Genomic DNA, 24,840 nt, shown 5'->3' with positions numbered 1-24,840 from the left:
GCTTTTATTTTAAAAGGTTTAATATTTTTCTCATTTTCTCATTTCCACCAGCTATCGGTCTCCAGTCCAATTGAACGACACGACCCCCATAGGCTGTAATGGAATCAGTAAAGCTCTTTAAACCGACATTGATAACGTTTGGCTTTTGATTTACGAGAGCATCCATTTCTTTTGATACTGTTAAATCGAATGTTTTAGCTGGTGCTTGTACATCTACATGTGTTTTTTCAACATCGTTAACCTTTAGTCCAACGATAGCAAGAGCAGTGCGAACCGCTTCATTATTGCTGTCCTTAACGATAATTCCTGCTTCAGTCAATAGTTTTTTTTGGGCATGGTAATCTTGTGGATCGTTTTCTGTTCCACAAACGGACGCAATGACCGAAAGGGTGCGACCTTCACTTTTAGCATGAGCAACCGCTTTTTTGATGGATGGAAGGAGAGCGCTTGCCATATCATCATGCGATCCATAGCCAAGAACGAAATCAAGGATGATCGCTGCTGTTTTTTCGTCTGCTCCAGCTTCTTCAATAAATCTGGCTCTTGTTTCAGGGTCAATCATTGGGTGCGGTTTACCTTGTGTGTATTTGTCATCCCCAAGGTCAACGATTACATGACCGTCCTTCTTAAACACATAACCGTCTTCGTTTGTAATTTCAGTTCCAAGTCCTAATGCATCAGATATTAAAACGGCTGCTTCAGAAGCTAATGTTCCACCTGAGAATAGTCCTTTAATTGTTTTTTGCTCAGGCTTTAATGCCATATGATCTACTTCATAATGACCTGAGTTATAATCTGCTTTAATTTCATTTCCCTTTGCTAAGTCAACAGCAATGCGTGCAGTTTCTTCTAATGTATAAGCTTGGTATACATTACCTTCGTAGTGTGTCGGCTTTTCACCAAGGAAAATCGCTGCAACCGGCTTAGAAACACTTTGAAGCAAATCAACTACTTCATTACGTACTGCTTTGGCAGGCGGTTTAGAAATTACGCAAATAACTTCTGTTTGTGCGTGGTTTTCTAGTGCACGAATTCCGTCCATCATTGTAATCGCACCAACGGGCTCTGTCAGATCACGGCCACCTGTACCAATTGCATGGCTAACTCCTTCTCCAAGTCGGTCAATAATGGCTGATACTTCTTGAATACCCGTTCCGGAAGCACCAACGATTCCAATGCGTCCTTTTTTAATGACGTTAGCAAATGCGATGGGAATTCCGTCAAGCATTCCAGTACCACAGTCAGGACCCATAACAAGCAAGCCTTTTTCATGAGCTTTTTTCTTTAGTCTGACTTCATCTTCCATGGGTACATTATCACTGAAAATGAACGTATGAAGACCTAAGTCTAATGCTTTTTCTGCTTCCTCAGCGGCATATTGCCCAGGTACAGAGATTAATGCGAGAGTTGCATCCGGTAAAGCTTTTTTTGCTCGATCCCAAGTGCGGACAGTTTCATAGTTTTGTCCTTTATTACTGATGGATTGGTCATTTAAGTATTGCTCAACCTTCTCTAGCACTTCATCGACTTTGCTTTGATCATTTGTATCGATCACGATGGCCATATCATTGGATTCTGCTGCTTCTAACTCCTCTGTATACAACCCAGCTGCTTTGAAAATGTCTTTATTCGCAGGTGTACCCATCATTATTTGGGCTTTGTTTATACCTTCAGTTGCAGAGATTGCATTCGTTAATAACATTAAGTTGATAGAGTCTTGATAAGAGTTCTTTTTAATAATAGTAAAAATCACTTTTCATTCACCTCGGTTTTTATTTTTTGACGATGTGCGACTAAATCAGCCTTTTTGAAATCATAGTCTCAACTAAAAAATAGTGTCGAATGTCTACCTTCGCTTACATTATAGGTAACTAGGTATTACATTCGAATAAAAATGAAAGGGTTTACATTGCAAAAACATAAAAAAATCTATAATTCATATCGATGAAATGAGGGCATAGGAAGATGTGAAGGCGCGCGCAGTAATTTTATGACATAGGTGATGAATGTTATAATGATTTGGGGATATGTCTGCACATTTGTCTCATCATTAACTGCGCCCCCTGGTTTTAAGGGGGCTTCTTCATAAAGTAAATATGTAAACGTTAACAAAGTGTTGGAAATTATAACAATAAGCGAGGGGAGATTATGAAGATATCTTTAATGGTGACATGTTTAAGCGATGCATTATTTCCGCGGGTATCTGAAGCGATGGTACGGCTGTTTGCTCGCTATGGTGTCAAATTGGAGTTTCCGGATGTGCAGACCTGCTGCGGCCAGCCTGCTTATAACAGCGGCTATTGGGATGAAGCCCGGGTGAGTGCCAAGACCCTTTTGGATGCCTTTGAAGACAGCGACTTTGTCGTTTCTCCGTCGGGCTCCTGTGCTTATATGGTTCATCATTATCCGGACTTGTTTGCAGATGATCCCGTTTACTTGAAAAAAGCTGAGGATTTACAAAAGAAAACGTATGAATTTACTCAGTTTCTCGTTCATGTTCTAGGTGTCACCGATCTCAGCGCCGCCTTTTTTGGCAAAGTGACGTACCATCCATCTTGTCATGGCAGCCGGCTGCTCGGGGTGAAAAACGAGCCGCTCAAGCTTTTGAAGCAGGTAAGGGGTCTTGAGCTTGTACCGTTGCCATTGTCAGAGGATTGCTGCGGCTTCGGCGGAACTTTTGCCGTCAAAATGGCGGATATTTCAGGAGCGATGGTGACGGAAAAGGCCGATCATGTTTTGGAGACCGAAGCCTCTGTTCTTGTCGGTCTCGATATGGGTTGTTTAATGAATATTGCCGGAAATCTCCGCCATCGGGGGGAGAAGGTTAGAGTGATGCATATAGCCGAGCTTCTATATGAAGGAGTGAAGGTGAATGAGCATGTCTGAAGTAAATAAAATGAGTGTGAAACAACGGTCACGATTAGCTCTGAACAATGATTTTCTTCGAAGTGCAGTCAAGTTTACGACAGAGCGGTTGCGCAGCGGAAAGCAGCAGGCTGCTGCTGATCACGGTCATTGGGATACATGGCGCGAACGTGGAAGACAGATCCGGCTGCATACGATAACGAATCTGGATTATTACTTGAATGTATTCGCTGAGAATGCCCGGGCAAACGGAGTACATGTTCATTTTGCCGATACTGCTGAGGAAGCTGTAACGCTCTCGCTTCAGATTGCGGAGCGAAAGGGGGCCAAATCGGTTGTGAAATCCAAATCGATGGTTTCCGAAGAGCTGCATCTGAACAAGGCTCTGGAATCGATCGGGATTGAAGCGGTCGAGACTGATTTGGGTGAATACATTATTCAGCTGGCAGACGAGGCCCCTTCTCATATTATTATCCCTGCGATTCATAAGAACCGTCATCAAATCGCTGAACTGTTGTCCAAGGAGGCTGGAAAGACACTTCCGCCAGATACATCGGTACTGGCTGGGTTTGTAAGGAACAAGCTCAGAGAAAAATTTTTGGATGCGGACATCGGGATGACTGGCTGCAATTTTGCTATAGCTGAAACAGGGTCAATCGTCCTGTTCGAAAATGAAGGGAATGCCCGCATGGTTACAACTCTACCAAAAACACAAATTACATTAATGGGCATGGAACGCATCATTCCATCATGGTCTGATCTTGAGGTAATGGCTACTCTGCTTCCTCGCTCGGCAACCGGGCAGAAGCTGACGGTCTATATGTCAGGCATTACAGGACCTCGAAGAGAGCAGGATGGCGACGGTCCGGAAGAGATGCACGTCATTATCATCGATAATGGGCGATCTTTACAGCTTGGCGATCCGGAGTTCCAGGAACTGCTTCATTGCATCCGTTGTGGCGCTTGCCTGAATGCCTGCCCGGTCTATAGACAGATCGGGGGTCATGCTTACGGCGGCACTTACAGCGGTCCGATAGGAGCTGTTCTTACACCAGCTCTGAAGAAAAATGTCGCAGAGTGGGATGACATAGCCAATGCTTCAAGCCTTTGTGGAGCTTGTTATGAGGCATGTCCGGTAAAAATTCCGCTGCATGACATGCTGGTTTATTTACGCAGACGTAAGGTCGAAGCCGGGCTCGGGAATAAAGCGGAAGGTGCGGCGATGAAAGGTTTTGCATCTGTGATGGGGAGCTCCAGAAAGTACCGAAGAGCGATTCGGCTTGGAAAGCTTGGACAAAAGCTGATAGTGCGTGACGGTGAAATTCGCACTAAAATCGGCCCGTTGAAGGGATGGAACTCTTACCGTGTGACACCAAGCCTGCCCAAGGAGTCATTTCGGGACAGATGGCCGACTCTTGAACAGGAAATGAGCCAAAGGCTCCATAAAATGGACGCTGAAGTGGAGAGCAGGTTAAAGCAGATATTGAACGAACGGAAGGAGGGTGGGAAGAAAATATGACAAGACAGCTAAGCGATCAAGAATGGCTCGCACAGCTTGAAGTTCAGTCCAGAAAGAAGCAGGAGTCGTTTATAAACGGCATCGCTGCCAAACTGAACAGACCACGTGTAAAGGAAAAGCCGGATCATCCCTATAGGGGGGCTCCAGATTTCTGGCATGATTTCAGCTGGCCCTTGGATCAGCGGATTCATCAGTTCAAGGTTCATTTTGAAGCGGCTGGCGGGTCTGTCGTCCATCTTGCTGATCTGGAAGAGGCCAAGCGATTTATCGTAGCAACAGCGAGGGAACTGAAAGCCAGCACCATGTTGCGGCAATACCAGGACATACTGGCTCAGCTTGACCTGGAAGATGCTCTGCCTGATATCGATATATCAGTCTGGAATGATATTCGCGAAACAGATTATCGTTTTAAAGCGGCTGAAGCTGATATTGGAATCGTTCTTGCAGATTATGCAGCTGCCTATACAGGGTCGATGGTTGTCCTATCCTCGAAGGATACGGGCCGGGTTGTAAGTCTGCTGCCAGCCGTGCTGATGGCTATAATACCAGCAGAGCGTTTAAAGACGCGGCTCGGAGAAATACTTGTCGATTTCGATGCGGCTGGAGGTGAGAATTTGCCGGCAGGCATTCACTTCATATCAGGACCGAGCAGGTCAGCGGATATTGAGAATGATCTGACGATTGGGGTTCATGGACCAGGTATTGTATATGCTCTGCTTGTGGATCATCTGTAACTTTTATTGAAAATAAAGCCCCATTCATCTCCCTAACGTCGATTAGAGAAATGAATGGGGCTGCCGTTTTATTTACCGCGCCGCGTCATCTTAGCCAGTTCGTCCCACTGATCGTCTGTGACTTCGGAAAGATCATTAAACTGGCCGGCACCTTGAAGCCATTCACCGCCATCGATCGTAATCACGTCACCGTTTATGTATCCGGCGTAGTCTGATATAAGATAAGCAGCGAGATTGCTGAGTTCCTCCTGGTCTCCAACGCGTGCAAGAGGAATACGTTTGATCATCTTTTGTTCTAAATCGGGAGTTGGAGATAGTCTGGACCAAGCGCCTTCCGTAGGAAACGGACCGGGCGCGATGGCGACTTGTCGGATTCCATAAGGAGCCCACTCAACAGCAAGGGATCGGGTTAATGCCAACACTCCGGCCTTCGCAGCTGCGGAAGGAACCACATAGCCTGATCCGGTTGAGGCATAAGTTGTTACAATATTCAGCATCGTACCGGAAGTCTTTTTCTCAATCCATCGTTTGCCGACTTCCAGCGTGGTGTAAAACGTGCCATGAAGTACGATGTTCAGCACGGCATCGACTGCTCTTGGTGAAAGACGTTCTGTGGGGCTGATAAAATTCCCGGCTGCATTGTTGACGAGTACATCAATGCCACCGTAATGTTTCTCCACGCTGTCAACCAGTTCATAAATTTGGGCGGGATCGCGAACATCACAGCTTTTGTAATAGACTTCATGTCCGAAGCTGCTCATCTCGCTTGCAGCTGTCTTTAGCACATCTTCACGTCGGCCGCAAATGGCGAGCTTGGCACCCAGTTCCAGAAATTTTTCGCCCATGGCTCGTCCGAGTCCGGTTGCTCCCCCTGTGATAAGCACGACTTTGTCTTTTAACAAATCTTTAGCAAATGGTCCCATAGTTCCACGCTCCTTCAGATCGGATTGATTAGAAAAAAATACCTGTATTCCCAGCGTAACATGTCGATGCTTGAAATGGAATAGCTATAAAAAGCGGTTTTATCTTATCCTCAGTTTTTATGAAGCGGGCATATTGACAAAATGATCAATGATCCACATAATTATTATAGGTTTTTGTTTACAAAGTATAAAATCTAGAATTTTTTCTCCTATTATTCCTAGTTATGTTGTATGATTAAGGGGAAGCTAGATTAGAACAGTAGAGAGGGGAGTAAACACATGTATGTTATAGGCTCAGCCTGTATAGATGAGAAAGCGGCAGAATGTGTCGACGTATGTCCTGTCGATTGCATTGAAGAGGGGGAAGATCAATTCTATATTGATCCCGATATTTGTATTTCCTGCGGTGCTTGCGAAGCAGCCTGCCCTGTAGCAGCTGTATTCTATATCGATGATTTACCGGAAGAAGAGAAGCAATACTACGACAAAGCTGTGGAATTTTTCAATAATAAAAATTAAATGTACACGAAAGAAACACCCTTCCTTGGATAGCGGACATGATGATCCGGCTTGCCACGATCGGAAGGGTGTTTTTTGTTATAGATTATACCATTCAATTTGATGTGGATCGGATAATGTGTTGAGCGAGCTCATCGTAAATGGTGCTGAGAATAGTTGACTTGGTTGATTCTCCATCCTCAGGAATGATTGGAATGCGGGCAAGCAGTGATGTTCTGAGCTGATCTGCCAGCTTTTTCCCGCCATCTTTACCGAAAATATAATGTTTGGTTCCGGAATCATCCTCGTAGTAAGACATGTTCTCAACAACACCAAGAATACGGTGATTGGTCTGAAGCGCCATCAGTCCAGCGCGTTCTGCAACGACTGCAGCTGTTGATTGTGGTGTAGTCACAATGATTTCCAAGCATTCAGGTATCATTTGATGAACCGCTAAAGCGATATCGCCTGTTCCGGGAGGAAGATCAATGAGCATATAGTCCAGAGACTCCCACTTTACGTCATTTAGAAAGCTGGACAGCATTCTGCCCAGTCTCGGCCCCCGCCATAAAACCGGATTGTTGTCCTTCACAAAAAATCCGGTGGATATCACCTGAATACCGTCTTTTTTCAGAGGTGTCGGACGATTGTTGGTCGGCTCTGGCTTCTCATAGATGCCCATCATGTCTGGAATGCTGAAGCCGTAAATGTCTGCATCAATGATACCTACGTTTTTTCCAGCTTTCTGTAACGAACGGGCCAGATGGAGCGTCACCGTTGATTTTCCGACACCGCCTTTCCCGCTAGCCACTGCTATAAATCGAACGCCTTGTTTAACTAAAGGGCTTATCGGGAAGGGGTTCTGTGCTGCTGCTTTAGTAATAGGCCTGGAAGCGGATCGCTTCATTTCCTGCGCCCGAGTAATGATATTCTGCTTCTCTTCAGCAGATACCGTTTTGATTCTGAAATGAATATCCGTTATACCTAACGATCGAAGCATTTGTTCAATCTGTTGCTGACGAGTTTCAATGATGCCTTGCTCCTGTTCCTGCTCCGTGGCGATCAAAGTCATTGCTGCTTTCTCTTCTTTTAGCATGATATCACGAATTAAGCCGATCTCCATTAAAGGAAGATTTGAATTCGGCTCCACCATCTTCATCATTTCCCTATCAAAATTTTCTCTATTCATAAGAAGTCACCTCATATATTTAAAAATTTTTATTGGAAAATTCCTTTTCTCCATAAATTCTACACAAAATCGGGTTAATAATATATAGCCTTGAAAAAGGCGAAATTGAATCCGAAGGGAGAAATCTTGATGTCACATGAACAAATGCAAAAATGTATCGATGAATGTCTGCGCTGCATGCAGGCCTGTAACCATTGCTACACAGCCTGCCTGGAAGAAGAGAATATTCAAATGATGAAAGATTGTATCCGTTTGGATCGGGAGTGTGCAGATCTGTGCGCATTTGCTGCACATGCGATGTCGATCAACAGCTCTTATGTTAAACAAATCTGTCTGGCTTGTGCTGAAATTTGTGAAAAATGCGGTAATGAGTGCAAGAAGCATAATCATGAGCATTGTCAGCGTTGCGCTGAAGCATGCTTCAGATGCGCCGAAGCTTGTCGGGAAATGGCAGCTTAATTTTATAGGCCCATTAAAATCAGTCGGATTTCTCCGGCTGATTTTTTACTTATCACAAAAAAATACATTTTTGTCACTGAATACGATTGACATATAGTCTCAATGTATACTACTCTATGAGAGAGTTACAAAAGTTTAATATATTTGCCGAATTTCGTTTTGAAAACGGGGGAACCGATAACGGGTGAATTATTCCTGAAATCAAGGGGATATAGGGGACCTTCAACCGAACCCTTAGCTAACTCCGTAGGCACCGAAGGGAGAAAGTGTCGTTGAAGAAATTCATATTGTCTTTAGTAGGGTCTGCACTTATTTTTTCCTCTGGGGCCGCTATCACTGCATATGCTGACCAGAGCAAGCTTCAGAGTGAAGTGACACAGTTGGTAGGAACTCCTTATAAATGGGGAGGAACAACTGTAGACGGATTTGATTGTTCCGGATTTATTTTATACATATTTGATGAATATAATATCGATTTACCGCGAACTTCAGCAGCTCAAGCCCAAGCAGGTGATCATGTAGATCGAGATGATCTTCAAATGGGGGACCTGGTTTTCTTTAATACGAGCGGCCGCGGTATTTCACATGCAGGCATTTATATCGGAAATGATGAATTTGCTCATTCTTCCACCAGCCGCGGGGTTAGAATCAGCAAGCTGTCAGAGCCTTATTACAAGGATCGTTATGTGACAGCCCGCCGTGTTGTTAGTGAGGAGAACTATGCCCGAATGGTAGGCACTTTAAATTAGTATTGGATGAAATTAAACCCGCGAAGTTTCGCGGGTTTTTTGCTGGAAATTTAAGAAAGTTTGAATTTTATATTGTATACTTGGCTTGTATTCTTTTTTATGGAATGTTAACGGGGATGATGACGTTATGTCGAATTTATTTTCACGGGAAATCTATAATTGGGACAGCTGGGGAGCTGTTTATCAATCTATCGATGCTTTTAGGCCTTTGATTTATGAAATATTTGCACGGGAGCAATTAAATGGATCGGAACAATTATCTCATTTAAAGCCGGGAACCAACGCTGTTTTTAAGGCAGGTGCTTATGTTATCAAAATTTTCGCACCGACTTCATCCGGGTTGAATTCCGATCAAGATTTTAAAGTTGAGCAATTAGCGATGCAGCGAGCGATTGACCAAGGGGTTCGCACACCAAACATTGTATCTGCATCCAAAATTGTGGATAAATACGAGTTCAAATATATCATTATGGATTATATTGAAGGTCAAAGCGCTGAAACCGTATTCCCTGGTTTTAAACTTGAGCAGAAGCGTAAGTTCATAGGTGAGCTGCATGATGTTATGGTGAAGCTGAATACGGTTCCGAACGAAGCGGTAAGCTGTGATGCGATCATTGAAAAATCAATTTGTAATGAACGCTGGAATGTCGTATCTCCGGAGGTAAAGAAGCAGATTGAGGACTTTTTAAATCATTATAAGCTCGGTAATTGTGTGTATGTTCATGGCGATCTTACGGGAGATAATGTGTTGATTGACCCTGAAGGCCGAATTTATGTTATCGATTTTGCTGATAGCACGGTTGCACCTGTAGAGTATGAGTATCCGGGAATTGTATTTGAATTGTTTCAAAATGATAAAGAAGGAGTTCATGAGTTTATGAAGTGTAGAAATGTAAATTACAGTGAGTTTATCGATCTGTTATTTGCAGGAACCCTTCTGCATGATTTTGGCGGCAACTTTATTAAATATATATATGAGAAATATGTAGGCAAACCTGTCGGGGAGATGGCCCATATAACTGAATTTAAAGAGTTAATTTATCGTAAACTGAAGGCTGATTATGAATGTACATAAATGAACTCATTTAGGGAGGAGAATCGAGATGTTCAAATTTTGGAGAAAACAAAAAAACGCTCCGGAAAGCTCCACCATACCCGTAAATGATACACATGCTGAGACGGAAGATCGAATTGTAGAGCTGAAAGGCAGGCATGTTCAGCGCTTCGTTGCGCCTGTTATAGGGATGACGATACTCGATTTGGCCGAGAAAAATGAAGTGGACTGGAACTCTTTTTGCAAAAGGGGAACATGCGCTCGGTGCCGATGTCATATTACTGAAGGAATTGAGTACTTATCTGCTCCGAACATAGCCGAGGAGAAGCGTCTTGATCCGGAGGAGATCGATGAAGGTTACCGTCTCGGCTGCCAGTCCAAACTGGAGAGAATAGGGACCATCTCGATTAAGCATGCCCCTTATTTTTAATAACTACCATCACTTTAATATCTGAAACTCCTCGTCGTTGTTTTAAAACACAGGAGCCGCTTGAAAGGTCTGAATTAGACTTGCTCTCGCGGTTCCTGTTTTTATTTTGTTTATGGTCGCTTGTCTGCTGCATGATTGGAGCGGAAGGCGCTCGGCGTTTGTCCTGTAACTCTCTTGAACAGCATGGAAAAATATTTTTCATTCCCGTAACCGACAAGGGAGGCGATTTCATGTACGGGTCTGTCGGAATCTGCCAGAAGGCGCTTGGCCTCCTCAATCCTGCGGGATATAAGATAATTGAAGGGGGAGTCGCCAAGTTCTTTTTTGAATAGATGGGATAAATAGTGCTGGCTTACATACAGGGTGTCGGCTATATCCTTTAGACTGATGCTCTGCGTATAGTTTTTATCAATAAACTGCTTGGTGCGAAGGGCGATCTCATTTTTTCCTTTTAACGTTTGAAATTGATGCTCCGCATCCACGATGCGGTAGATGACCGTAATCAAAGACATGAGAAGATTCGTAATCAGTGTTTCATGGCCCAGTATTTGTGAGTCGCACTCCTGCAATATTTCAGAGAGATAGCTCTCCACTTTATAAGCATATTTTTCACTGGGAATGACTGCATCGATATGCGGAGGAAGAAGCATTCCCTTGGGAACTCCGTCTATATGAAGCTTATCTACGCCACAATATATGAGTTTGAATGGTTTGGAGGCGGTTGAGCGCTCTTCATGAGGAACACCTGGATTGTAGATGGCTACATCCCCTTGATGCACTTTATAAGTTTTACCTCCGATGATAAAACTTCCGCTCCCTTCTACAACGTAAATGATCTCACAGTAATCATGAATTTGTGGAGGCCCGTAGAAAAAGGACTCATCTACCACTTGCCCGGCATAAAGCAGCTCCGGTTTGCGTTTAAAGTTAAATGTATCACTTTTGCTGTAAGGTATTTCGATTTTTGACAATGAATGTCCCTCCAAAACCCAGTAATACAATCATTATATAATATGTCCACTCTTATTGCTGTCTTGTGATCAGGAAACAACAATATAGTGGGTTAACAGCTTTTTTTAATGCCAATACAATGAAAATGTACAGATTATATATTTAGTATATCTGGGAGGTAAATAAATGATGATTGAAAACGATTACAGATGGCGAGATGGTTTTCCTAAAATTGGCATACGGCCTACGATAGACGGTAGAAGAAAAGGGGTTCGTGAATCTCTGGAAGAGCAGACGATGAATTTGGCAAAGGCGGTTGCCGATCTGTTGTCCGAAAACTTGCGGTATCCGAATGGTGATCCGGTGGAGTGTGTCATTGCAGACACATGTATCGGGGGCGTTGCAGAAGCAGCAGCGGCAGCGAAGAAATTTAAAAATTCTGAAGTAGGTTTGACGATTACAGTGACTCCTTGCTGGTGCTACGGTACCGAGACGATGGACACCGATCCCCAGCTTCCTAAAGCGGTATGGGGCTTTAATGGAACAGGCAGACCTGGCGCGGTTTATTTGGCAGCGGTGCTTGCCGCACATGCGCAAAAAGGACTTCCGGCGTTCGGTATTTANGAAAGGGCAGCGGTGCTTGCCGCACATGCGCAAAAAGGACTTCCGGCGTTCGGTATTTATGGGGAAGACGTGCAGGACGAAGGAGATACGGTTATCCCGGAGGACGTTAAGGAAAAGCTGCTGCGTTTTGCAAGAAGTGGACTCGCCGCTGCTTATTTGCGCGGGAAATCTTATTTGTCGATGGGATCGGTCTCGATGGGGATTGGCGGTTCAATTGTGGACGACTCGTTCTTCCAGGAGTATTTGGGTATGCGTAACGAGTATGTTGATATGAGTGAGTTCACCCGTCGTTTGGAAGAAGGGATCTATGATCCGGAGGAGTACGAAGCGGCACTCAAGTGGGTGAAGGCGAATTGCAAGGAAGGCGAGGATAACAATCCGGAGCATATGCAGAGCAGCCGCGAGAGAAAAGAGTTGGAATGGGAAACGGTCGTTAAAATGACGCTGATTACGCGTGACCTGATGATCGGTAATCCTCGTCTGGCAGAGCTTGGCTATGAGGAAGAGGCTCAGGGCCATGCTGCTATTGCCTCTGGCTTCCAAGGTCAAAGGCAATGGACAGATCACTCGCCAAACGGCGACTTCATGGAAACGATGATGAATTCATCGTTTGACTGGAACGGAAGACGTTCCCCATACATTGTTGCTACGGAGAATGACAGTTTGAACGGCGTAAATATGCTGTTCGGTTACTTGTTAACGAATACAGCGCAGATTTTCGCTGACGTCAGAACATACTGGAGTCCGGCTTCGGTGGAACGCGTGACGGGATACAAATTGGGAGGAAAAGCGGAAGGAGGAATTCTTCATTTGATCAACTCCGGTTCCGCGACTTTAGATGGTACAGGCGAGCAGGAGCAGGACGGAAAGCCAGTGATGAAGCCTTTCTGGGAAATTACGGACGAAGAAGTTGAAAAAATGCTTAAAGCAACTCAGTGGCGACCCGCTTCCCGGGGTTATTTCAGAGGCGGTGGCTTCTCGACGGACTATCTGACACGCGGCGGCATGCCTATGACGATGTCACGGATTAATCTGGTGAAAGGGCTTGGTCCTGTCCTGCAAATTGCAGAAGGATACTCTGTTGAACTGCCAGAGCATGTGCATGATACACTCGATCAGCGGACAGACCCAACTTGGCCAACGACCTGGTTTGCACCAAACCTGACGGGGACAGGTGCATTTACGAGCGTATATGAAGTGATGAATAACTGGGGGGCAAACCATGGTGTGATCAGCTACGGGCATATCGGTGCAGATTTGATTACACTTGCATCTATTCTTCGCATTCCAGTTAATATGCACAATGTGCCTGCAGACAGAATATTCCGACCGAGAGCATGGGGCTTGTTCGGTACAGAGCATGCGGAAAGTGCGGATTTCCGTGCATGTCAAAATTTCGGTCCACTATACAAGTAAACAGGTACTGATGAAAAGGAGATAGCTTTATGCAGAACATGGATGTACGAAACGAGCTTTGCAAATATGCCCGTAAAATTGTGGACAACGGTTTAGTTGTTGGGCCAGGCGGAAATATCAGTGCGAGAGCGGGAGATAAGATGTACTTATCTCCGAGCGGCTTCGCTTTGGAAGAGATCGAACCGGAGCAATGGATTGAGGTAGATATTCCAACGGGAGCTATTACAGATATCGGTTTGCGGCCTTCTTCCGAAGTTCTGATGCATTTATATGGTTATCGGGCAAAGCCGGATATGGGAGCGATGATACATACCCACCCATCGAATTGTATAGCTTTTACACTGATTGAGCAGGAACTTCCGATAATGTTCCCTGACCAGGCAGCCCTTGTGGGCAGAACGGCGTATATTCCGTATATTATTCCGACAACCGATTTGCTTGCTGATGCAGTGGCTGAGAAAGTGAATGAAGCGAGCACGATTTTGCTTGAAAATCACGGGTTGGTCACGACTGGTCGAAATCTTAGGGAAGCTTATTACCGTACCCAGGTGGTGGAAGAAAGCGCTAAAATTTATTTGAGCGCACGTGCAGCCGGTACCCCTAAGCTGCTAAGTGATCAGGAAGTGGCTGATATTGCAGCACTTGAGAGTGAGGATTATCGAATTCAACTATTGCAGAAGATGAAGTGATCTTTTCTTGAAGGGGTGGTACTTTTGATGAGTGATGCATCGACCGTACTGGCATTTGATATGGGGGCAGGAAGCGGCCGGGCATTGATTGGGGAGATCATCCAGCAGGAAAATGGACAGCCAGGACGGCTTGAAATTTCGGAGATTCACCGTTTTCCCAATACTCCGGTCCAAATTGGCAAGCATTTGCATTGGAACATTACTACACTTTTTCAGGAAGTGAAACTCGGCATCCAAAAGGCCTTTCTATCCGGTTACAAGCCAAAAAGCTATGGTGTGGATACGTGGGGCGTAGATTTTGGACTTTTAGATAAAAATGGTGAACTTATAGGCATACCTTATCATTACCGGGATACACAAACGGTAGGTATGGTAGAGAAGACTTGCGAACTGGTTGGCAGGCAGCGTTTGTTTGAGGAGAGCGGCCTGGAGTTTATGCCGTTTAACACCATCTATCAATTACATGCCATGGTGTTGGCAGGTTCTCCAAAGCTGGACATCGCTGACAAACTGCTGCTGACACCGGATCTGATTCATTATTTTCTGACGGGACAGCAGGTGTGCGAATTTACGATGGCCACGACAACACAGCTGTATGATGTTAAGGAAAGAACGTGGAACACGAAGCTTATGAAGGAACTGGGGATTCATCCATCTTGGTTTATCGATCCTGTAGAGCCTGGAACGATGATCGGGCAGCTTCAGGAGTCGGTATGTCAGGAACTGAATGTTCCGCCTGTTCAAGCGATCGCTGTCGCTTCCCACGATACGGAATCGGCTGTTGTAGCGGTGCCTGCGAACAGTTCAACTTTTGCATATTTGGTGTGCGGAACATGGTCTCTTCTCGGTACAGAACTGTTTGAGCCGCTGATCCATCCGGAAGTACTGGAGTATGGATTTTCAAATGAAGGCGGGGCTTACGGGACTTTTCAGCTGCTGAAAAATATTATGGGACTATGGATATTGCAGGAGTGCAAGCGTCAGTGGGAGCGTGAAGGAGATCATTATTCATACAGTGATCTTGTGCACCTAGCTGAAGGGGCGCAGCCATTTCGCAGCTTTATTGATCCGGATGACTTACGTTTCATGAATCCTGCGGATATGGTATCTGCTATTCATAATTATTGCCGGGAAACAGGGCAGCCGCTTCCTCGGAGCAAAGGAGAGGTTGTACGTTGTATTTTGGAGAGCCTTTCCCTCAGATACCGTGAGGTGGTGGAGCGAATGGAGACCCTGACAGGCAATCATTATGAAGGGCTGCATATGGTAGGCGGCGGTATCCAGAACGAACTTCTTTGCCAATTTACGGCGAATGCTTTGGGACGGCCCGTGTGGGCAGGACCGATTGAGGCTAGTGCGATCGGCAATATGCTTGTCCAATTTGTGGCAAACGGTACACTGAAAAGCAGGGAAGAGGGAATAGAGCTGGTGAAGAGATCCTTCCCGATCATATCGTATGAACCGCAAAGTATAGATGAATGGAATAACGCCTTCAGAAACTTTTGTGATATTACCCGAGGTTTAAACGCTTTCCCGGAGCGATGACAAGAACGGGTAGAGCTGCAGCGATTATTTTTAAGTATGAAGTACTTGATTGAACATTTTTGAGAAACGCCGAGTGTCCTTTAAAGAGGAAGCTGATGGCGTTTCTTTCGTATTATTAGGTCACCAAAAGACGATAATCAAACCGATTGAGCCCATACTAGGTATTATTTTTTCAATTGTATTTCTCGTCTTGTTCACGTATATGCTCAATTTGGTAGGGGTCCATCTTTTCAGCACTGAACAGGCTACCGTGGTTCCTGTGTTTAACGAAGAAGTATTTCAAAAGTACATTCCGTTTATTTGGGTACTGGCAGGGATAGCTATCTTTAATTATTGCATGAAAATAGTGACGAAAAAATGGACACAGCAAATCGTTATGATGCATCTGCTTTTTAATATACTGACTTTGATTTTCACTTTGATTATGTTTACAGACTCATCGATTTGGAATCCTCAGTTTATGAATGAGCTGATCGCGGCAGGAATCATCACAGAAGGAAGTGAGGAATTTCAGACGGTTAGCGCAATCTGGAATCGTTCAAGGGAAGGACTCATTTATTTTATTGTCGTAATCATAGGAATTAACTCCGTGGCAACAGGCATGAAAAGTTTCCGCATGAAAAAATCTTGATATGCATTGAAAGATAAAGGAGCTGTCTTTAGGTCCATTGGACCTTTGGAGACGGCTCCTTTTGCGCCAGCCAGCTCTGATACGACCCCAAAAGAAGAATGATAACGATCAGCCAAGCGACTTTATCTTTAAAGAAATCTTTTAATCTGCAATGAAATAACAGGATAGATCATAAGGATGAAAAAAAACAAGATTCTTGTCGATAAAAATATTGACAAAAATGTGTCTTTAATGTGTCTAATTTGTGTACAATGGTGGTATAATAAAGTAGGAGCTTTTGTAAGCAGTTACTGTCCATCAGTTATCATTCAGATTGGAGTGGATTGTAGTATGAATTATCAAATCCAATATGCCACCCGAATGAAGGAAATTATTTTTCTCTCCTTGGTATTCAGTATCGTGATGTTCCAAATCGGGGTTTGGACCCAGCAATCGTTTCCGGTTTTATTTTACACTCAAATGGCAATTAACGTCGTCGTGGTGACCGCACTTGTTGTAGAATTGTACGCCAGAATGGTAAGACGGGGTGTTGAAATTCAGCGTGATTCCGATGAGATTCGCATTCATGGAGAAGTCATTAAAGTTGAAGACATTGAGATGATTCAGGTAACAGGCTGTCGGAAAGCAGCATTCTTCTTTAAGCTGAAAGGAAGAAAGAGACCGTGGATTTCCAGAACATTTAAATTTGCAGATGCCAATTGCGAAGGGATTCGTGAAATTTTAAAATGGGCTGAAGGTCATAACATAGCTGTTCATAAGATCGGTCCCCAATCCCCAATGGTAAACGCCTAGTTTTTAGGCAAGTAAAAAAAGACTTTGACCACACCCTAATGATGGTCAAAGTCTTTTTGTTGTTATACCTCCATATGTTCTTCAAACCAGCCAATGATATGCTTAAGTCGGCTTATGCGGAGATACGGGTGACCGGATCTTGATAAATTATGATCCGCATCCGGGAATCGAACCAGCCTGGTTACTTTGCCAAGCTGTTTTAATGCCACAAACAGCTGCTCGGCTTGCTCAATTGGGCAGCGAAGGTCTTGTTCACCATGAAGGATCAGAAGAGGAGTTTGAACATTTTTAACGTAAGCAATAGGAGAATGTTTCCAGAGCTTCTCCAGATCATCCCAAGGGTTGCCCCAAATCTGATCGTGAGTGAAGAGGTATCCGATATCGCTTACTCCATGAAAGGATATCCAGTTGGATATGGAACGCTGAGTAACGGCTGCTTTAAAGCGTTTCGTATGTCCAACAATCCAGTTTGTCATAAAGCCGCCATAGCTTCCTCCGGTTACACCAATACGAGTTTCGTCTATATAAGGGAAAGTCTTTATCACATAGTCCACAGCTTCCATAAGATCCTGATAGTCTCTGCCGCCATAATCACCGCGTACCGTATTCACGTGAGTTTGACCGTAGCCTTGAGATCCCCGTGGATTGATATAGAACACAGCGTAACCTGCGGCTGCAAGCAGCTGAAATTCATGCATGAAGGTATGGCCATACATCAGCTGAGGCCCTCCGTGAATTTCCAAAATAGCTGGTACCTTGGAACCTTCTTTAAAATCGATCGGCTTCATGATCCATCCCTGGATTGGCCAGTCGTCTGAAGTGTTGAATGTGAACATTTCCGGCTCACTTAGAGAAAGTTCTGCCCATAGTTCTTCATTACAATGGGTCAGACGTTTTTCTTCACCGTTAGTTCGGTTGTATGAAAACAAATCACCAGGCTGTAAAGAATCTGCTGCTGCAAAAATGATGTTGTCGTCCGGCGCCAGATCGAATTGGTAAATTTCACGTTCTCCACGGAGGATAATTTGATGTTCCGATCCGTTAAGTGCAAAGCGTCCAATATGAACGGAACCGTTTCTTGTGACCTGTAAATATACATATCGGCCGTCCTGGCTGAACAAAGGCGCTCTTACACCTCCCGAACGCATATCGCTGACACAGCTGTAGCCAAGTTGATGATCAAGATCTTCGTATAGTGCGCGGTATGTTCCGCCGTTAGCCGGTATCAGATAAATTTTTGTCAGTGTAGCAAATCCATGGGATCGATTATCAGCAAGCATGAGAATGAATTGGCCATCGGGGGTGTAGGATATGGAATTAATCGATAAATTGCCATCGGTCATCTGTTTTGATTCTTTGCCTTCACGGTCAACGACGAAGAGATCGTTAGAAAATCTTAAATCAGGATCTGGGCATTCAGCGGATGGTTTTGTCGCCGTATAGGCAATCTTGCAACTATCTGCAGACCAGGCGAAGGAAGCTACATCAAACGCTCCGGAAGTCAGTTGAATGCACTCTTTAGTTAACAGATCCAAGAGGAAAAGATGACTTCTGCGTCCGTTCCATAATCCGACTCCGTCGGATTTGAATTTGATGCGATCCACGATTGTAGCTTCAGGCATTTCAGAATGATTGTTTTTTTCGGAATGAGGCTCATGCTTTTTATCTATATCCGTTTCAGTTTTAAAGAGCAAAGCTTTTCCATCGGGTGACCATTGAAATGCACTAACTCCATACTCCATGTTCGTAATTACTCGGGCTTCTCCGCCGCCAGCAGAAATAAGCCATACTTGCCGTGTATGTTCTTGTTTGCGAAGAAAAGCGATTTGGCTCCCGTCTGGTGACCACGCCGGTGCAGTATCCTGTTCTCCTGCCGTAAAAGGAATATCCCGCACTCCATTCGCATCCATCATGCGAATGTGGGAGTGATATCCGTCATGTTTGTCACTCACTGTTCTGGATATGTAACAAATGGCGCCGCTCTGTCTGGACACAACCGGATCACTGATCCAGTGCATACGGTGCAGATCTTCGGCGGTAATGACACGTTGTTCGCTCATGCTATAACCCCCTGATTTCAATGTGTATATACGTATTAATTCCGTATTATCCCAGAGAAACGAAGAAAAATCTATCTATCAATCGATTCCAAACCTACCTTAACTGCTGCACCCGCCGCCACAGCTGCTGCACGATGAACCGCCACTACAAGAAGAGCCTCCGTCGCAGCCGGAAGAATTGCCATTATGATCTCCATGGTTGTTTTTGCCGGAAGTGCATGCTATACCGCTGCAGACGGCGGAGTCGTTTCTTTTGATCGCTTCGTCATTGGGGATCATATGACTCGTAAAATCTTCAGGGTAATTCCAGGAGAAGAAAACAGCGGAAGCAAACAGAAGCTCTGGATGATTGTAATTTATTTTAGGACTGCGCCGCTGCTTCATTGCGGTATGTATGTTCTGATTCAAGCTTTCAATAATTCCATCGATGGCTTTACGGGCTTCACTAAAATGCTCATAGGTCCAGCTGTTGAATCGTCCATCTGCTGGCAAAGCGGCCGTTTTAGATTGATACTTTCTTAATTCATGTTTGGATACAGCATTTCGAAAGAAAGGTCCCCATAGCACTGCGCTTTCTGGTGTCCAACCAAACAGTTCAACATAGATCAGGTCAAACCATGCCCTTTCTTGGGGAAGGGGGACAGCTGCTTGAGCATTTGGCGTATGATGGAGCATTTTTCCAAGGAAACGATCCGAGAATCGCTGGTACTCCTGTGTATACATTAGCATCTCATGCCAAAGCTCATCGACCGCCTTGCTGAACATGGGCACTTTTTGAAGAACTGCACAAAGAATGAAAAAGCGCTGCAGTTCAAGCCATCTCCATTCGTACTCACGTTCGGACATTTCCGGACGCTCTTTAAGCATTCTTTGCTTTAAGGTATCTTTGAAACTTGTGGGGATCGACTGCTTTAGTCTGTTGGAGAGATCTTCTGCCGGGCTACCAATTCTGACCAGTTCAGGCGGGATTGGGGCATTCTGCAATCGCTGGGCGATGTTTGGTTTTGGACGTGATCGTGTCTTTTTAATAGTTTTACGTACAAATAAGCCGGTTAGAACCAGGTTGAACAAAACAAGGATAATGAGAATTAAAATAAGACCATTGCTCATTGCTAATATCTCCTTTCTTCAATGGGCTATGTGTATTATTACAAAAATGCACATCTGATGCAAAATATTCTGGAAATGGCTTGTAATGCTCCTTGACCTGAAATGCTTTTCATGGATTAAGCTCTTTAGATAACAGCATAATGAGGAGGAAATTATGGATAAGAAATTGGTGTTTTTTGATATAGATGGGACTTTGTTGGATCATGAAAAGAAGGTGCCGTTGTCAACTAAGGAAGCGATTGATGAATTAAAGGCAGGCGGTCACGAAGCTGCCATTGCAACAGGACGTCCGCCGTTTCTGTTCAAGGAGCTGCGAGAAGAGCTGGGGATTGACTCTTATGTGAGCTTAAACGGTCAGTATGTTGTTTATCAAGGGAAGGTGGTTTATAGCAATCCGATTCCGCCGGAGGTTCTGCTTTCATTAAAAGACTATGCTCAAAACTACGGTCAGCCAATCGCCTTCACCAGTGCAGATAATACAAAATTGAACATGATTCATCATGCACGTGTTGAAGCCAGTTATACACCGCATCAATTGCCGATCCCGGAATGTGATCCCCACTATAATTTGGGCAGAGATATCTATCAGGCGGCTTTATTTTGTACAGAAGAAGAAGAGGTTTCATATAGTGAGGAATATCGTGATCAGCTTCGGTTCGTGCGTTGGGATAGAGTATGCGTTGACGTTATCCCGATGGGAGGCTCCAAGGCAGCAGGAATAGAGAAGTTTATTCAGCATACCGGTTTTAAACGGGAAGATGTTATCGCTTTTGGAGACAATTTAAACGATCTGGAAATGCTGCAGTTTGTAGGTCACGGGGTGGCAATGGGGAACGCAAATCCGGTGGTGAAAGAAGCAGCGAGATATGTAACTAGAGATGTCGATCAAGACGGTATTATGCATGGTTTGTGTCAGCTCGGCTTGATTGCCTCCAGCAGCATAGTCGTATAGTTCTTCGTATTCATCATTCTCTGTGCATGGTATATTAAGATTAAGATGAAATGATACGAAATTCAATCAGCTAATTATGCATTGTAAAAAGCTCGCTTGCCCATGGTTGCGGGCTTTTTTGCATGGTGAAGTAAAAAAAGTCCAGCTTTTTGACAAAAGATTCAATAGAGCCTCCTGTGAAGTTGAATTAACATAGTATTAATAAGACATTTTTCTAGCGTATGGCACAATGACCGGGAGGCATATATGAAAAACAGATCATCGATACGGAACATTAATATCCCTAAACGTCTTATTATCTCTTTTTTGATCGCCTCGATCACCCCGCTGCTTATTATTGGAGGTGTCGTCTACCAAAAGTCATCTGAAGCGGTAAAATCCAAGATCAGTGCATATTCTGTAGAAATCGTAGACCAAATTTCGAAAGCGGTTACAGATGAGAACAAGAAATACAGTAATCTTGTATCGCAAATCTCGTTCGATTCGACGGTACAGGAGAGCCTTAAAAATTATAAACGATACGATTCCTTCAGCAGAATGGAGGTGCAAAGAGAGCTTAACACAATTTTAAGTGAAAAGTGGGAGCTTTTGCAGCATGTGAGAAGTATTTATATACAGACATCAGATGGAACGTATTTTTATGATCTGGGTTTTGATTTAATCCCTAGCCAGGATGTTGAGCGACTAATCACCATCATGGAAAGCAGCGACCAGAGTGAGGTATGGGATGAAGTGACGACAAGCAAAGGCAGGGAGTCTGTCGTTATAGCCAGGCCGATTGTTAACGGAAATGATTGGTCCAGCCTACTGGGACATATTTTTATTGCAGTGGACAAGGCGGCGTATGAACATTTGCTTAAACCAAAAGGTGAGATCGGCAACAATACGGATATGTTGATTTTGGATGTAAATGGGGAGGTGCTGATCGGAGGTACCTCGGTTATACAGACCGACGGCCAGCTTCCACCGAATGTGATTGAACAGTTAAATGACCAATTAAGTGCACAAAATTACCGCTTTGATCTCAATACGAAAACGGGCTCGTACATGATTACATATGCGTATGAAGCATACTCTTCGTGGTATTTGATAAACATGATACCTCACCGTTATTTGAATGAAGAATCCGTTAACATTCGAAATAGTATATTGGTCATGGCCCTTGTCAGTATTGTGCTCAGTTTGTTTTTGACTCTCTCGATCACAAGAAGTATTGCTCAGCCCCTGAAAAAGCTTGTAAAAAGCATGAATGAGTTTGCCAAGGGCAATCTCAATGCATCCCTTCATGATCCCCATTCGGATGAGCTGGCGCAAATTTCTTTGCGTTTTAACAGCATGGTTCATCAGATTCGGGAGTTGGTAAATGAAAGGGAACTTGCCAGCAGGCAGAAAAGGGAAGCGGAAATTCAAGTGCTTCAGGCTCAGATTAATCCACACTTTCTGTTTAATACGTTGAACTCTTTAAAATGGACGGCTGCGTTAAGTCAGGTCAACAGTGTTAGTGACGGCATCGGAGCTTTAGCGGAACTGCTTAGAAACACGATTGTAGATAAAAACGAATATGTGACACTTCGAGATGAAATCAATAATTTGAAAAATTATATCATTATACAGCGGATGCGTTATGGGGATTCTTTTGAAGTGAATTTTCATATAGATGAATCGCTGCTGCCTACATACATTTTGAAGTTGATGCTACAACCTATCGTTGAAAATGCCATTATTCATGGTATCGATTCGATGGATTCTGGTGCACAAATTTTAATAACTGCCGCTGAGCATGAGGGAAAGCTGGTTTTGAAGGTAAGTGATAATGGGAAAGGCATGAGCAAACAGCAGGTGGAGAAGCTGCTTAACGGACCAGTCTCTTCCCATAAGCGGCTGTGCAATATCGGCATTTCAAACGTTAAAGAGCGAATCTTGCTGCATTATGGCAACCAGTATGGTTTGGTTATTGACAGTTTACAAGGGCAAGGAACGACAGTAACGATCGCTTTGCCGCTAATGGAGAACACCCAAGGAGGGAACAGCCCGTGAAAGTAATAATAGCAGATGATGAAAGAATAGTCCGGATCGGGCTCAAGACGATGATTAAGTGGGAGGATTACGGCTATGAGCTAGTAGGCATCGCGGAAGATGGGAAAACGGCACTTGAGATGTCCAGATCTCTGAAGCCAGATATCATTATTACAGATTTAAAGATGCCCAAGATGGACGGGCTTGAACTGCTACATCATTTAGCAGAGCAAAAGTACAGAGGCAAAGTCATTGTGCTTAGTAACTACGGCGAATTTGAGCTGGTGAGGGAAGCGATGAAGAGCGGGGCGTCGGATTATTTGCTGAAAGTAACGCTAAAAACAGAAGATTTGCTTGAAGCATTGAATAAAGCAGCGAATGATCTGGACCAGGTGTATGAAAATCAAGCCGAGAATGTAAAGCTGCAATCTGCATATCGGCAGCATGAGGAAAACATGAAGAACAATTTTTTAAAAGATTTGTTGACCGGAAACGGTGATCAGATTGAAAATCTGCAATCTCGAATCGAACAACATCAAACCAGATGTGCGGAAGGAAGTTTCTTTGGCCTGTATATATCTAAAACACACTTGGATAAGCTGGAAGGGAAAATCAATGATAAGGATTTGTTTTCCTTCTCCATTCGCAACATCACTTCTGAAATGTTAAATGAGTGGCCCGGAGCAGAGATCGTTGAGATTGACTTTAGTACTTTCATGGTGATCATCCCGAGTCATGGTCCGAATGTAACCGAACAAAAACAGCTTCAAGTGGCTGGAAATGTCGGCAGAACTCTGGAACTGTATTTAAATGAAGAGCTGGTTGTGACGGTAAGCTCTCAATATCATGGCTGGAGTCAGCTGAGTGAAGCCTATCGAATGTGCCGGGAAGCAGCGGCCCTTGCTTTTTACCATGAGAAGGGGGACCCGCGGATCATCGCAGGGTTTAAACCTTATTTCTCAGTGGAGTGGCATCATAACAACCATTATCAATTGCTTGCGGAGGCCAAAAAAAGTTTGGAGCAGATGGATGTGTTGTCTCTTGAAGAGTTGTTTCAGACCGTCTGCGCCTCTGCATTGAAAGAAAGAATTCATCCGGAGCAGCTCATTTCTTTTGCAGGGAATCTGATTGACCTTTTGCTTGTGAAAGGTGTAGAGGAAGGGGTAACAGCTGATGAATTGTCTGTTTTTATACATAACAAACTGCGCGAGTCACAAAATGTAAACCAGTTGATACGCAATTTCTCCGATGCAATTGAAACAACATGTAAACAGCTGGATATGCCGGAACGGAAAATTTGGCGCAAAGAAATACTTCAGGTGATCGATTACATGAAGCACCACGCTCATGAAAAAATAACGCTTGGCCAAATTGCACGTGAGGTCAATTTAAACGACAGCTATCTCAGTAGATTATTCAAACTTGAAACCGGATACAACATCATTCACTATCTTAATGAATTACGTATGGAACGAGCGGTAGAGTTAATGAAAGACCCAAACCTGAAGATGAAGGAAATCGCTGAACAGGTTGGCATTGAGGACCCTTTTTATTTCAATCGCCTGTTCAAGAAGCATTATAAGATGAGTCCAACGGAATATAAAAGATGTCAATTAAACTTTTAAAAGATCATT

General features: G+C 44.1%; 22 protein-coding genes and 1 riboswitch. Of the genes, 16 read left to right on the top strand and 6 right to left on the bottom strand.

Translation table 11 applies throughout. The features are described 5' to 3' along the window. Positions 1-4 precede the first annotated feature (4 nt). Positions 5-1,753 (bottom strand): acyl-CoA synthetase FdrA, encoded by a 1,749-nt coding sequence (gene fdrA, locus C8268_RS00585; RefSeq protein ID WP_106765873.1) that lies wholly within the window; start codon positions 1,751-1,753, stop codon positions 5-7. A gap of 395 nt (positions 1,754-2,148) precedes the next feature. Between fdrA and C8268_RS00580 the strand changes: the two genes are divergently transcribed. Genes C8268_RS00580 through C8268_RS00570 form a run of 3 tightly spaced genes read left to right on the top strand, consistent with a single transcriptional unit; the run spans position 2,149 to position 5,118 of the window. Continuing rightward, entirely contained in the window at positions 2,149-2,886 is a 738-nt protein-coding gene (locus C8268_RS00580; RefSeq protein ID WP_106765872.1) for a (Fe-S)-binding protein, read from the top strand. Further along, positions 2,879-4,384, top strand: a complete 1,506-nt coding sequence (locus C8268_RS00575; protein ID WP_420094260.1) for a LutB/LldF family L-lactate oxidation iron-sulfur protein — start codon at positions 2,879-2,881, stop codon at positions 4,382-4,384. The genes C8268_RS00580 and C8268_RS00575 overlap by 8 nt, the downstream gene beginning before the upstream one ends. Further along, positions 4,381-5,118 (top strand): LutC/YkgG family protein, encoded by a 738-nt coding sequence (locus C8268_RS00570; protein WP_106765870.1) that lies wholly within the window; start codon positions 4,381-4,383, stop codon positions 5,116-5,118. Before C8268_RS00575 ends, C8268_RS00570 begins: the two co-directional genes overlap by 4 nt. Positions 5,119-5,186: 68 nt before the next feature. Here C8268_RS00570 and C8268_RS00565 read toward each other — a convergent pair whose 3' ends face one another. After that, positions 5,187-6,041: an SDR family oxidoreductase gene (locus C8268_RS00565; protein ID WP_106765869.1), complete on the bottom strand. Its 855-nt coding sequence runs from the start codon at positions 6,039-6,041 to the stop codon at positions 5,187-5,189. 279 nt (positions 6,042-6,320) lie between these two features. Between C8268_RS00565 and C8268_RS00560 the strand changes: the two genes are divergently transcribed. Continuing rightward, positions 6,321-6,560 carry an indolepyruvate ferredoxin oxidoreductase subunit alpha gene (locus C8268_RS00560; RefSeq protein WP_106765868.1) on the top strand — a complete coding sequence of 80 codons (240 nt, stop codon included), beginning with the start codon at positions 6,321-6,323 and terminating at the stop codon, positions 6,558-6,560. Between the two features lie 94 nt (positions 6,561-6,654). On the opposite strand, the gene C8268_RS00555 is transcribed toward C8268_RS00560, so the two are convergent. Continuing rightward, complete coding sequence (locus C8268_RS00555) at positions 6,655-7,728, bottom strand: Mrp/NBP35 family ATP-binding protein (RefSeq protein WP_106765867.1); 1,074 nt, start codon at positions 7,726-7,728, stop codon at positions 6,655-6,657. Positions 7,729-7,857: 129 nt separating this feature from the next. Between C8268_RS00555 and C8268_RS00550 the strand changes: the two genes are divergently transcribed. The 4 genes from C8268_RS00550 to C8268_RS00535 all read left to right on the top strand — a co-directional run bounded on the left by C8268_RS00550 (position 7,858) and on the right by C8268_RS00535 (position 10,420). After that, positions 7,858-8,187, top strand: coding sequence for a four-helix bundle copper-binding protein (locus C8268_RS00550; protein WP_106765866.1), 330 nt, complete (start codon positions 7,858-7,860; stop codon positions 8,185-8,187). Between the two features lie 135 nt (positions 8,188-8,322). Beyond that, a riboswitch (cyclic di-AMP (ydaO/yuaA leader) is annotated at positions 8,323-8,455 on the top strand. Between the two features lie 4 nt (positions 8,456-8,459). Then, positions 8,460-8,936: a C40 family peptidase gene (locus tag C8268_RS00545; RefSeq protein WP_106765865.1), complete on the top strand. Its 477-nt coding sequence runs from the start codon at positions 8,460-8,462 to the stop codon at positions 8,934-8,936. A 127-nt stretch (positions 8,937-9,063) separates the two neighbouring features. Further along, the gene (locus C8268_RS00540) at positions 9,064-10,011 is read left to right on the top strand and encodes a phosphotransferase family protein (RefSeq protein WP_106765864.1); all 948 of its coding nucleotides are present in this window, start codon (positions 9,064-9,066) and stop codon (positions 10,009-10,011) included. Between the two features lie 28 nt (positions 10,012-10,039). Continuing rightward, positions 10,040-10,420 carry a 2Fe-2S iron-sulfur cluster-binding protein gene (locus tag C8268_RS00535; RefSeq protein ID WP_106765863.1) on the top strand — a complete coding sequence of 127 codons (381 nt, stop codon included), beginning with the start codon at positions 10,040-10,042 and terminating at the stop codon, positions 10,418-10,420. A 110-nt stretch (positions 10,421-10,530) separates the two neighbouring features. Here C8268_RS00535 and C8268_RS00530 read toward each other — a convergent pair whose 3' ends face one another. Continuing rightward, a complete protein-coding gene (locus C8268_RS00530; protein ID WP_106765862.1) occupies positions 10,531-11,391 on the bottom strand; it encodes an AraC family transcriptional regulator in 861 nt (286 codons plus the stop codon). 166 nt (positions 11,392-11,557) lie between these two features. Between C8268_RS00530 and C8268_RS00525 the strand changes: the two genes are divergently transcribed. From C8268_RS00525 to C8268_RS00505, 5 genes are all read left to right on the top strand, one after another. Next, entirely contained in the window at positions 11,558-13,411 is a 1,854-nt protein-coding gene (locus C8268_RS00525; protein ID WP_106765861.1) for an L-fucose isomerase, read from the top strand. A gap of 29 nt (positions 13,412-13,440) precedes the next feature. Continuing rightward, entirely contained in the window at positions 13,441-14,100 is a 660-nt protein-coding gene (locus C8268_RS00520) for a class II aldolase/adducin family protein (protein WP_106765860.1), read from the top strand. A 27-nt stretch (positions 14,101-14,127) separates the two neighbouring features. Continuing rightward, positions 14,128-15,645: a rhamnulokinase gene (locus C8268_RS00515; protein WP_106765859.1), complete on the top strand. Its 1,518-nt coding sequence runs from the start codon at positions 14,128-14,130 to the stop codon at positions 15,643-15,645. Positions 15,646-15,694: 49 nt separating this feature from the next. After that, positions 15,695-16,276 (top strand): hypothetical protein, encoded by a 582-nt coding sequence (locus C8268_RS00510; protein WP_106765858.1) that lies wholly within the window; start codon positions 15,695-15,697, stop codon positions 16,274-16,276. Between the two features lie 330 nt (positions 16,277-16,606). After that, entirely contained in the window at positions 16,607-17,068 is a 462-nt protein-coding gene (locus tag C8268_RS00505; protein ID WP_106765857.1) for a hypothetical protein, read from the top strand. Positions 17,069-17,130: 62 nt separating this feature from the next. On the opposite strand, the gene C8268_RS00500 is transcribed toward C8268_RS00505, so the two are convergent. Beyond that, positions 17,131-19,128 carry a S9 family peptidase gene (locus tag C8268_RS00500; protein WP_106765856.1) on the bottom strand — a complete coding sequence of 666 codons (1,998 nt, stop codon included), beginning with the start codon at positions 19,126-19,128 and terminating at the stop codon, positions 17,131-17,133. A 99-nt stretch (positions 19,129-19,227) separates the two neighbouring features. After that, positions 19,228-20,238 carry a glycine-rich domain-containing protein gene (locus C8268_RS00495; RefSeq protein WP_106765855.1) on the bottom strand — a complete coding sequence of 337 codons (1,011 nt, stop codon included), beginning with the start codon at positions 20,236-20,238 and terminating at the stop codon, positions 19,228-19,230. Positions 20,239-20,392: 154 nt separating this feature from the next. Here C8268_RS00495 and C8268_RS00490 point away from each other — a divergent pair, with 154 nt between their 5' ends. The 3 genes from C8268_RS00490 to C8268_RS00480 all read left to right on the top strand — a co-directional run bounded on the left by C8268_RS00490 (position 20,393) and on the right by C8268_RS00480 (position 24,831). Next, positions 20,393-21,190 carry a Cof-type HAD-IIB family hydrolase gene (locus C8268_RS00490; RefSeq protein ID WP_106765854.1) on the top strand — a complete coding sequence of 266 codons (798 nt, stop codon included), beginning with the start codon at positions 20,393-20,395 and terminating at the stop codon, positions 21,188-21,190. Between the two features lie 246 nt (positions 21,191-21,436). Beyond that, positions 21,437-23,227, top strand: a complete 1,791-nt coding sequence (locus tag C8268_RS00485; RefSeq protein ID WP_106765853.1) for a cache domain-containing sensor histidine kinase — start codon at positions 21,437-21,439, stop codon at positions 23,225-23,227. Next, on the top strand, positions 23,224-24,831 hold the full coding sequence (locus C8268_RS00480; protein WP_106765852.1) for a response regulator transcription factor: 1,608 nt from the start codon (positions 23,224-23,226) through the stop codon (positions 24,829-24,831). The genes C8268_RS00485 and C8268_RS00480 overlap by 4 nt, the downstream gene beginning before the upstream one ends. The last annotated feature ends 9 nt before the right edge of the window (positions 24,832-24,840 follow it).

The organism is Paenibacillus faecalis, assembly GCF_900289175.1.
GTDB classification, from domain to species: domain Bacteria; phylum Bacillota; class Bacilli; order Paenibacillales; family Paenibacillaceae; genus Paenibacillus_AQ; species Paenibacillus_AQ faecalis.
The sequence above is the reverse complement of the archived record's forward strand: the minus strand, read 5'-3'. Positions and strand labels throughout refer to the sequence as shown.

What these genes read in the sequence shown, in the direction of transcription:
- C8268_RS00580 (WP_106765872.1), top strand. Translation starts at nt 2,149, where the DNA reads ATGAAGATATCTTTAATGGTGACATGTTTAAGCGATGCATTATTTCCG.
- C8268_RS00575 (WP_420094260.1), top strand. Translation starts at nt 2,879, where the DNA reads ATGTCTGAAGTAAATAAAATGAGTGTGAAACAACGGTCACGATTAGCT.
- C8268_RS00570 (WP_106765870.1), top strand. Translation starts at nt 4,381, where the DNA reads ATGACAAGACAGCTAAGCGATCAAGAATGGCTCGCACAGCTTGAAGTT.
- C8268_RS00565 (WP_106765869.1), bottom strand. Translation starts at nt 6,041, where the DNA reads ATGGGACCATTTGCTAAAGATTTGTTAAAAGACAAAGTCGTGCTTATC.
- C8268_RS00560 (WP_106765868.1), top strand. Translation starts at nt 6,321, where the DNA reads ATGTATGTTATAGGCTCAGCCTGTATAGATGAGAAAGCGGCAGAATGT.
- C8268_RS00555 (WP_106765867.1), bottom strand. Translation starts at nt 7,728, where the DNA reads ATGAATAGAGAAAATTTTGATAGGGAAATGATGAAGATGGTGGAGCCG.
- C8268_RS00550 (WP_106765866.1), top strand. Translation starts at nt 7,858, where the DNA reads ATGTCACATGAACAAATGCAAAAATGTATCGATGAATGTCTGCGCTGC.
- C8268_RS00540 (WP_106765864.1), top strand. Translation starts at nt 9,064, where the DNA reads ATGTCGAATTTATTTTCACGGGAAATCTATAATTGGGACAGCTGGGGA.
- C8268_RS00535 (WP_106765863.1), top strand. Translation starts at nt 10,040, where the DNA reads ATGTTCAAATTTTGGAGAAAACAAAAAAACGCTCCGGAAAGCTCCACC.
- C8268_RS00520 (WP_106765860.1), top strand. Translation starts at nt 13,441, where the DNA reads ATGCAGAACATGGATGTACGAAACGAGCTTTGCAAATATGCCCGTAAA.
- C8268_RS00515 (WP_106765859.1), top strand. Translation starts at nt 14,128, where the DNA reads ATGAGTGATGCATCGACCGTACTGGCATTTGATATGGGGGCAGGAAGC.
- C8268_RS00505 (WP_106765857.1), top strand. Translation starts at nt 16,607, where the DNA reads ATGAATTATCAAATCCAATATGCCACCCGAATGAAGGAAATTATTTTT.
- C8268_RS00500 (WP_106765856.1), bottom strand. Translation starts at nt 19,128, where the DNA reads ATGAGCGAACAACGTGTCATTACCGCCGAAGATCTGCACCGTATGCAC.
- C8268_RS00495 (WP_106765855.1), bottom strand. Translation starts at nt 20,238, where the DNA reads ATGAGCAATGGTCTTATTTTAATTCTCATTATCCTTGTTTTGTTCAAC.
- C8268_RS00490 (WP_106765854.1), top strand. Translation starts at nt 20,393, where the DNA reads ATGGATAAGAAATTGGTGTTTTTTGATATAGATGGGACTTTGTTGGAT.
- C8268_RS00485 (WP_106765853.1), top strand. Translation starts at nt 21,437, where the DNA reads ATGAAAAACAGATCATCGATACGGAACATTAATATCCCTAAACGTCTT.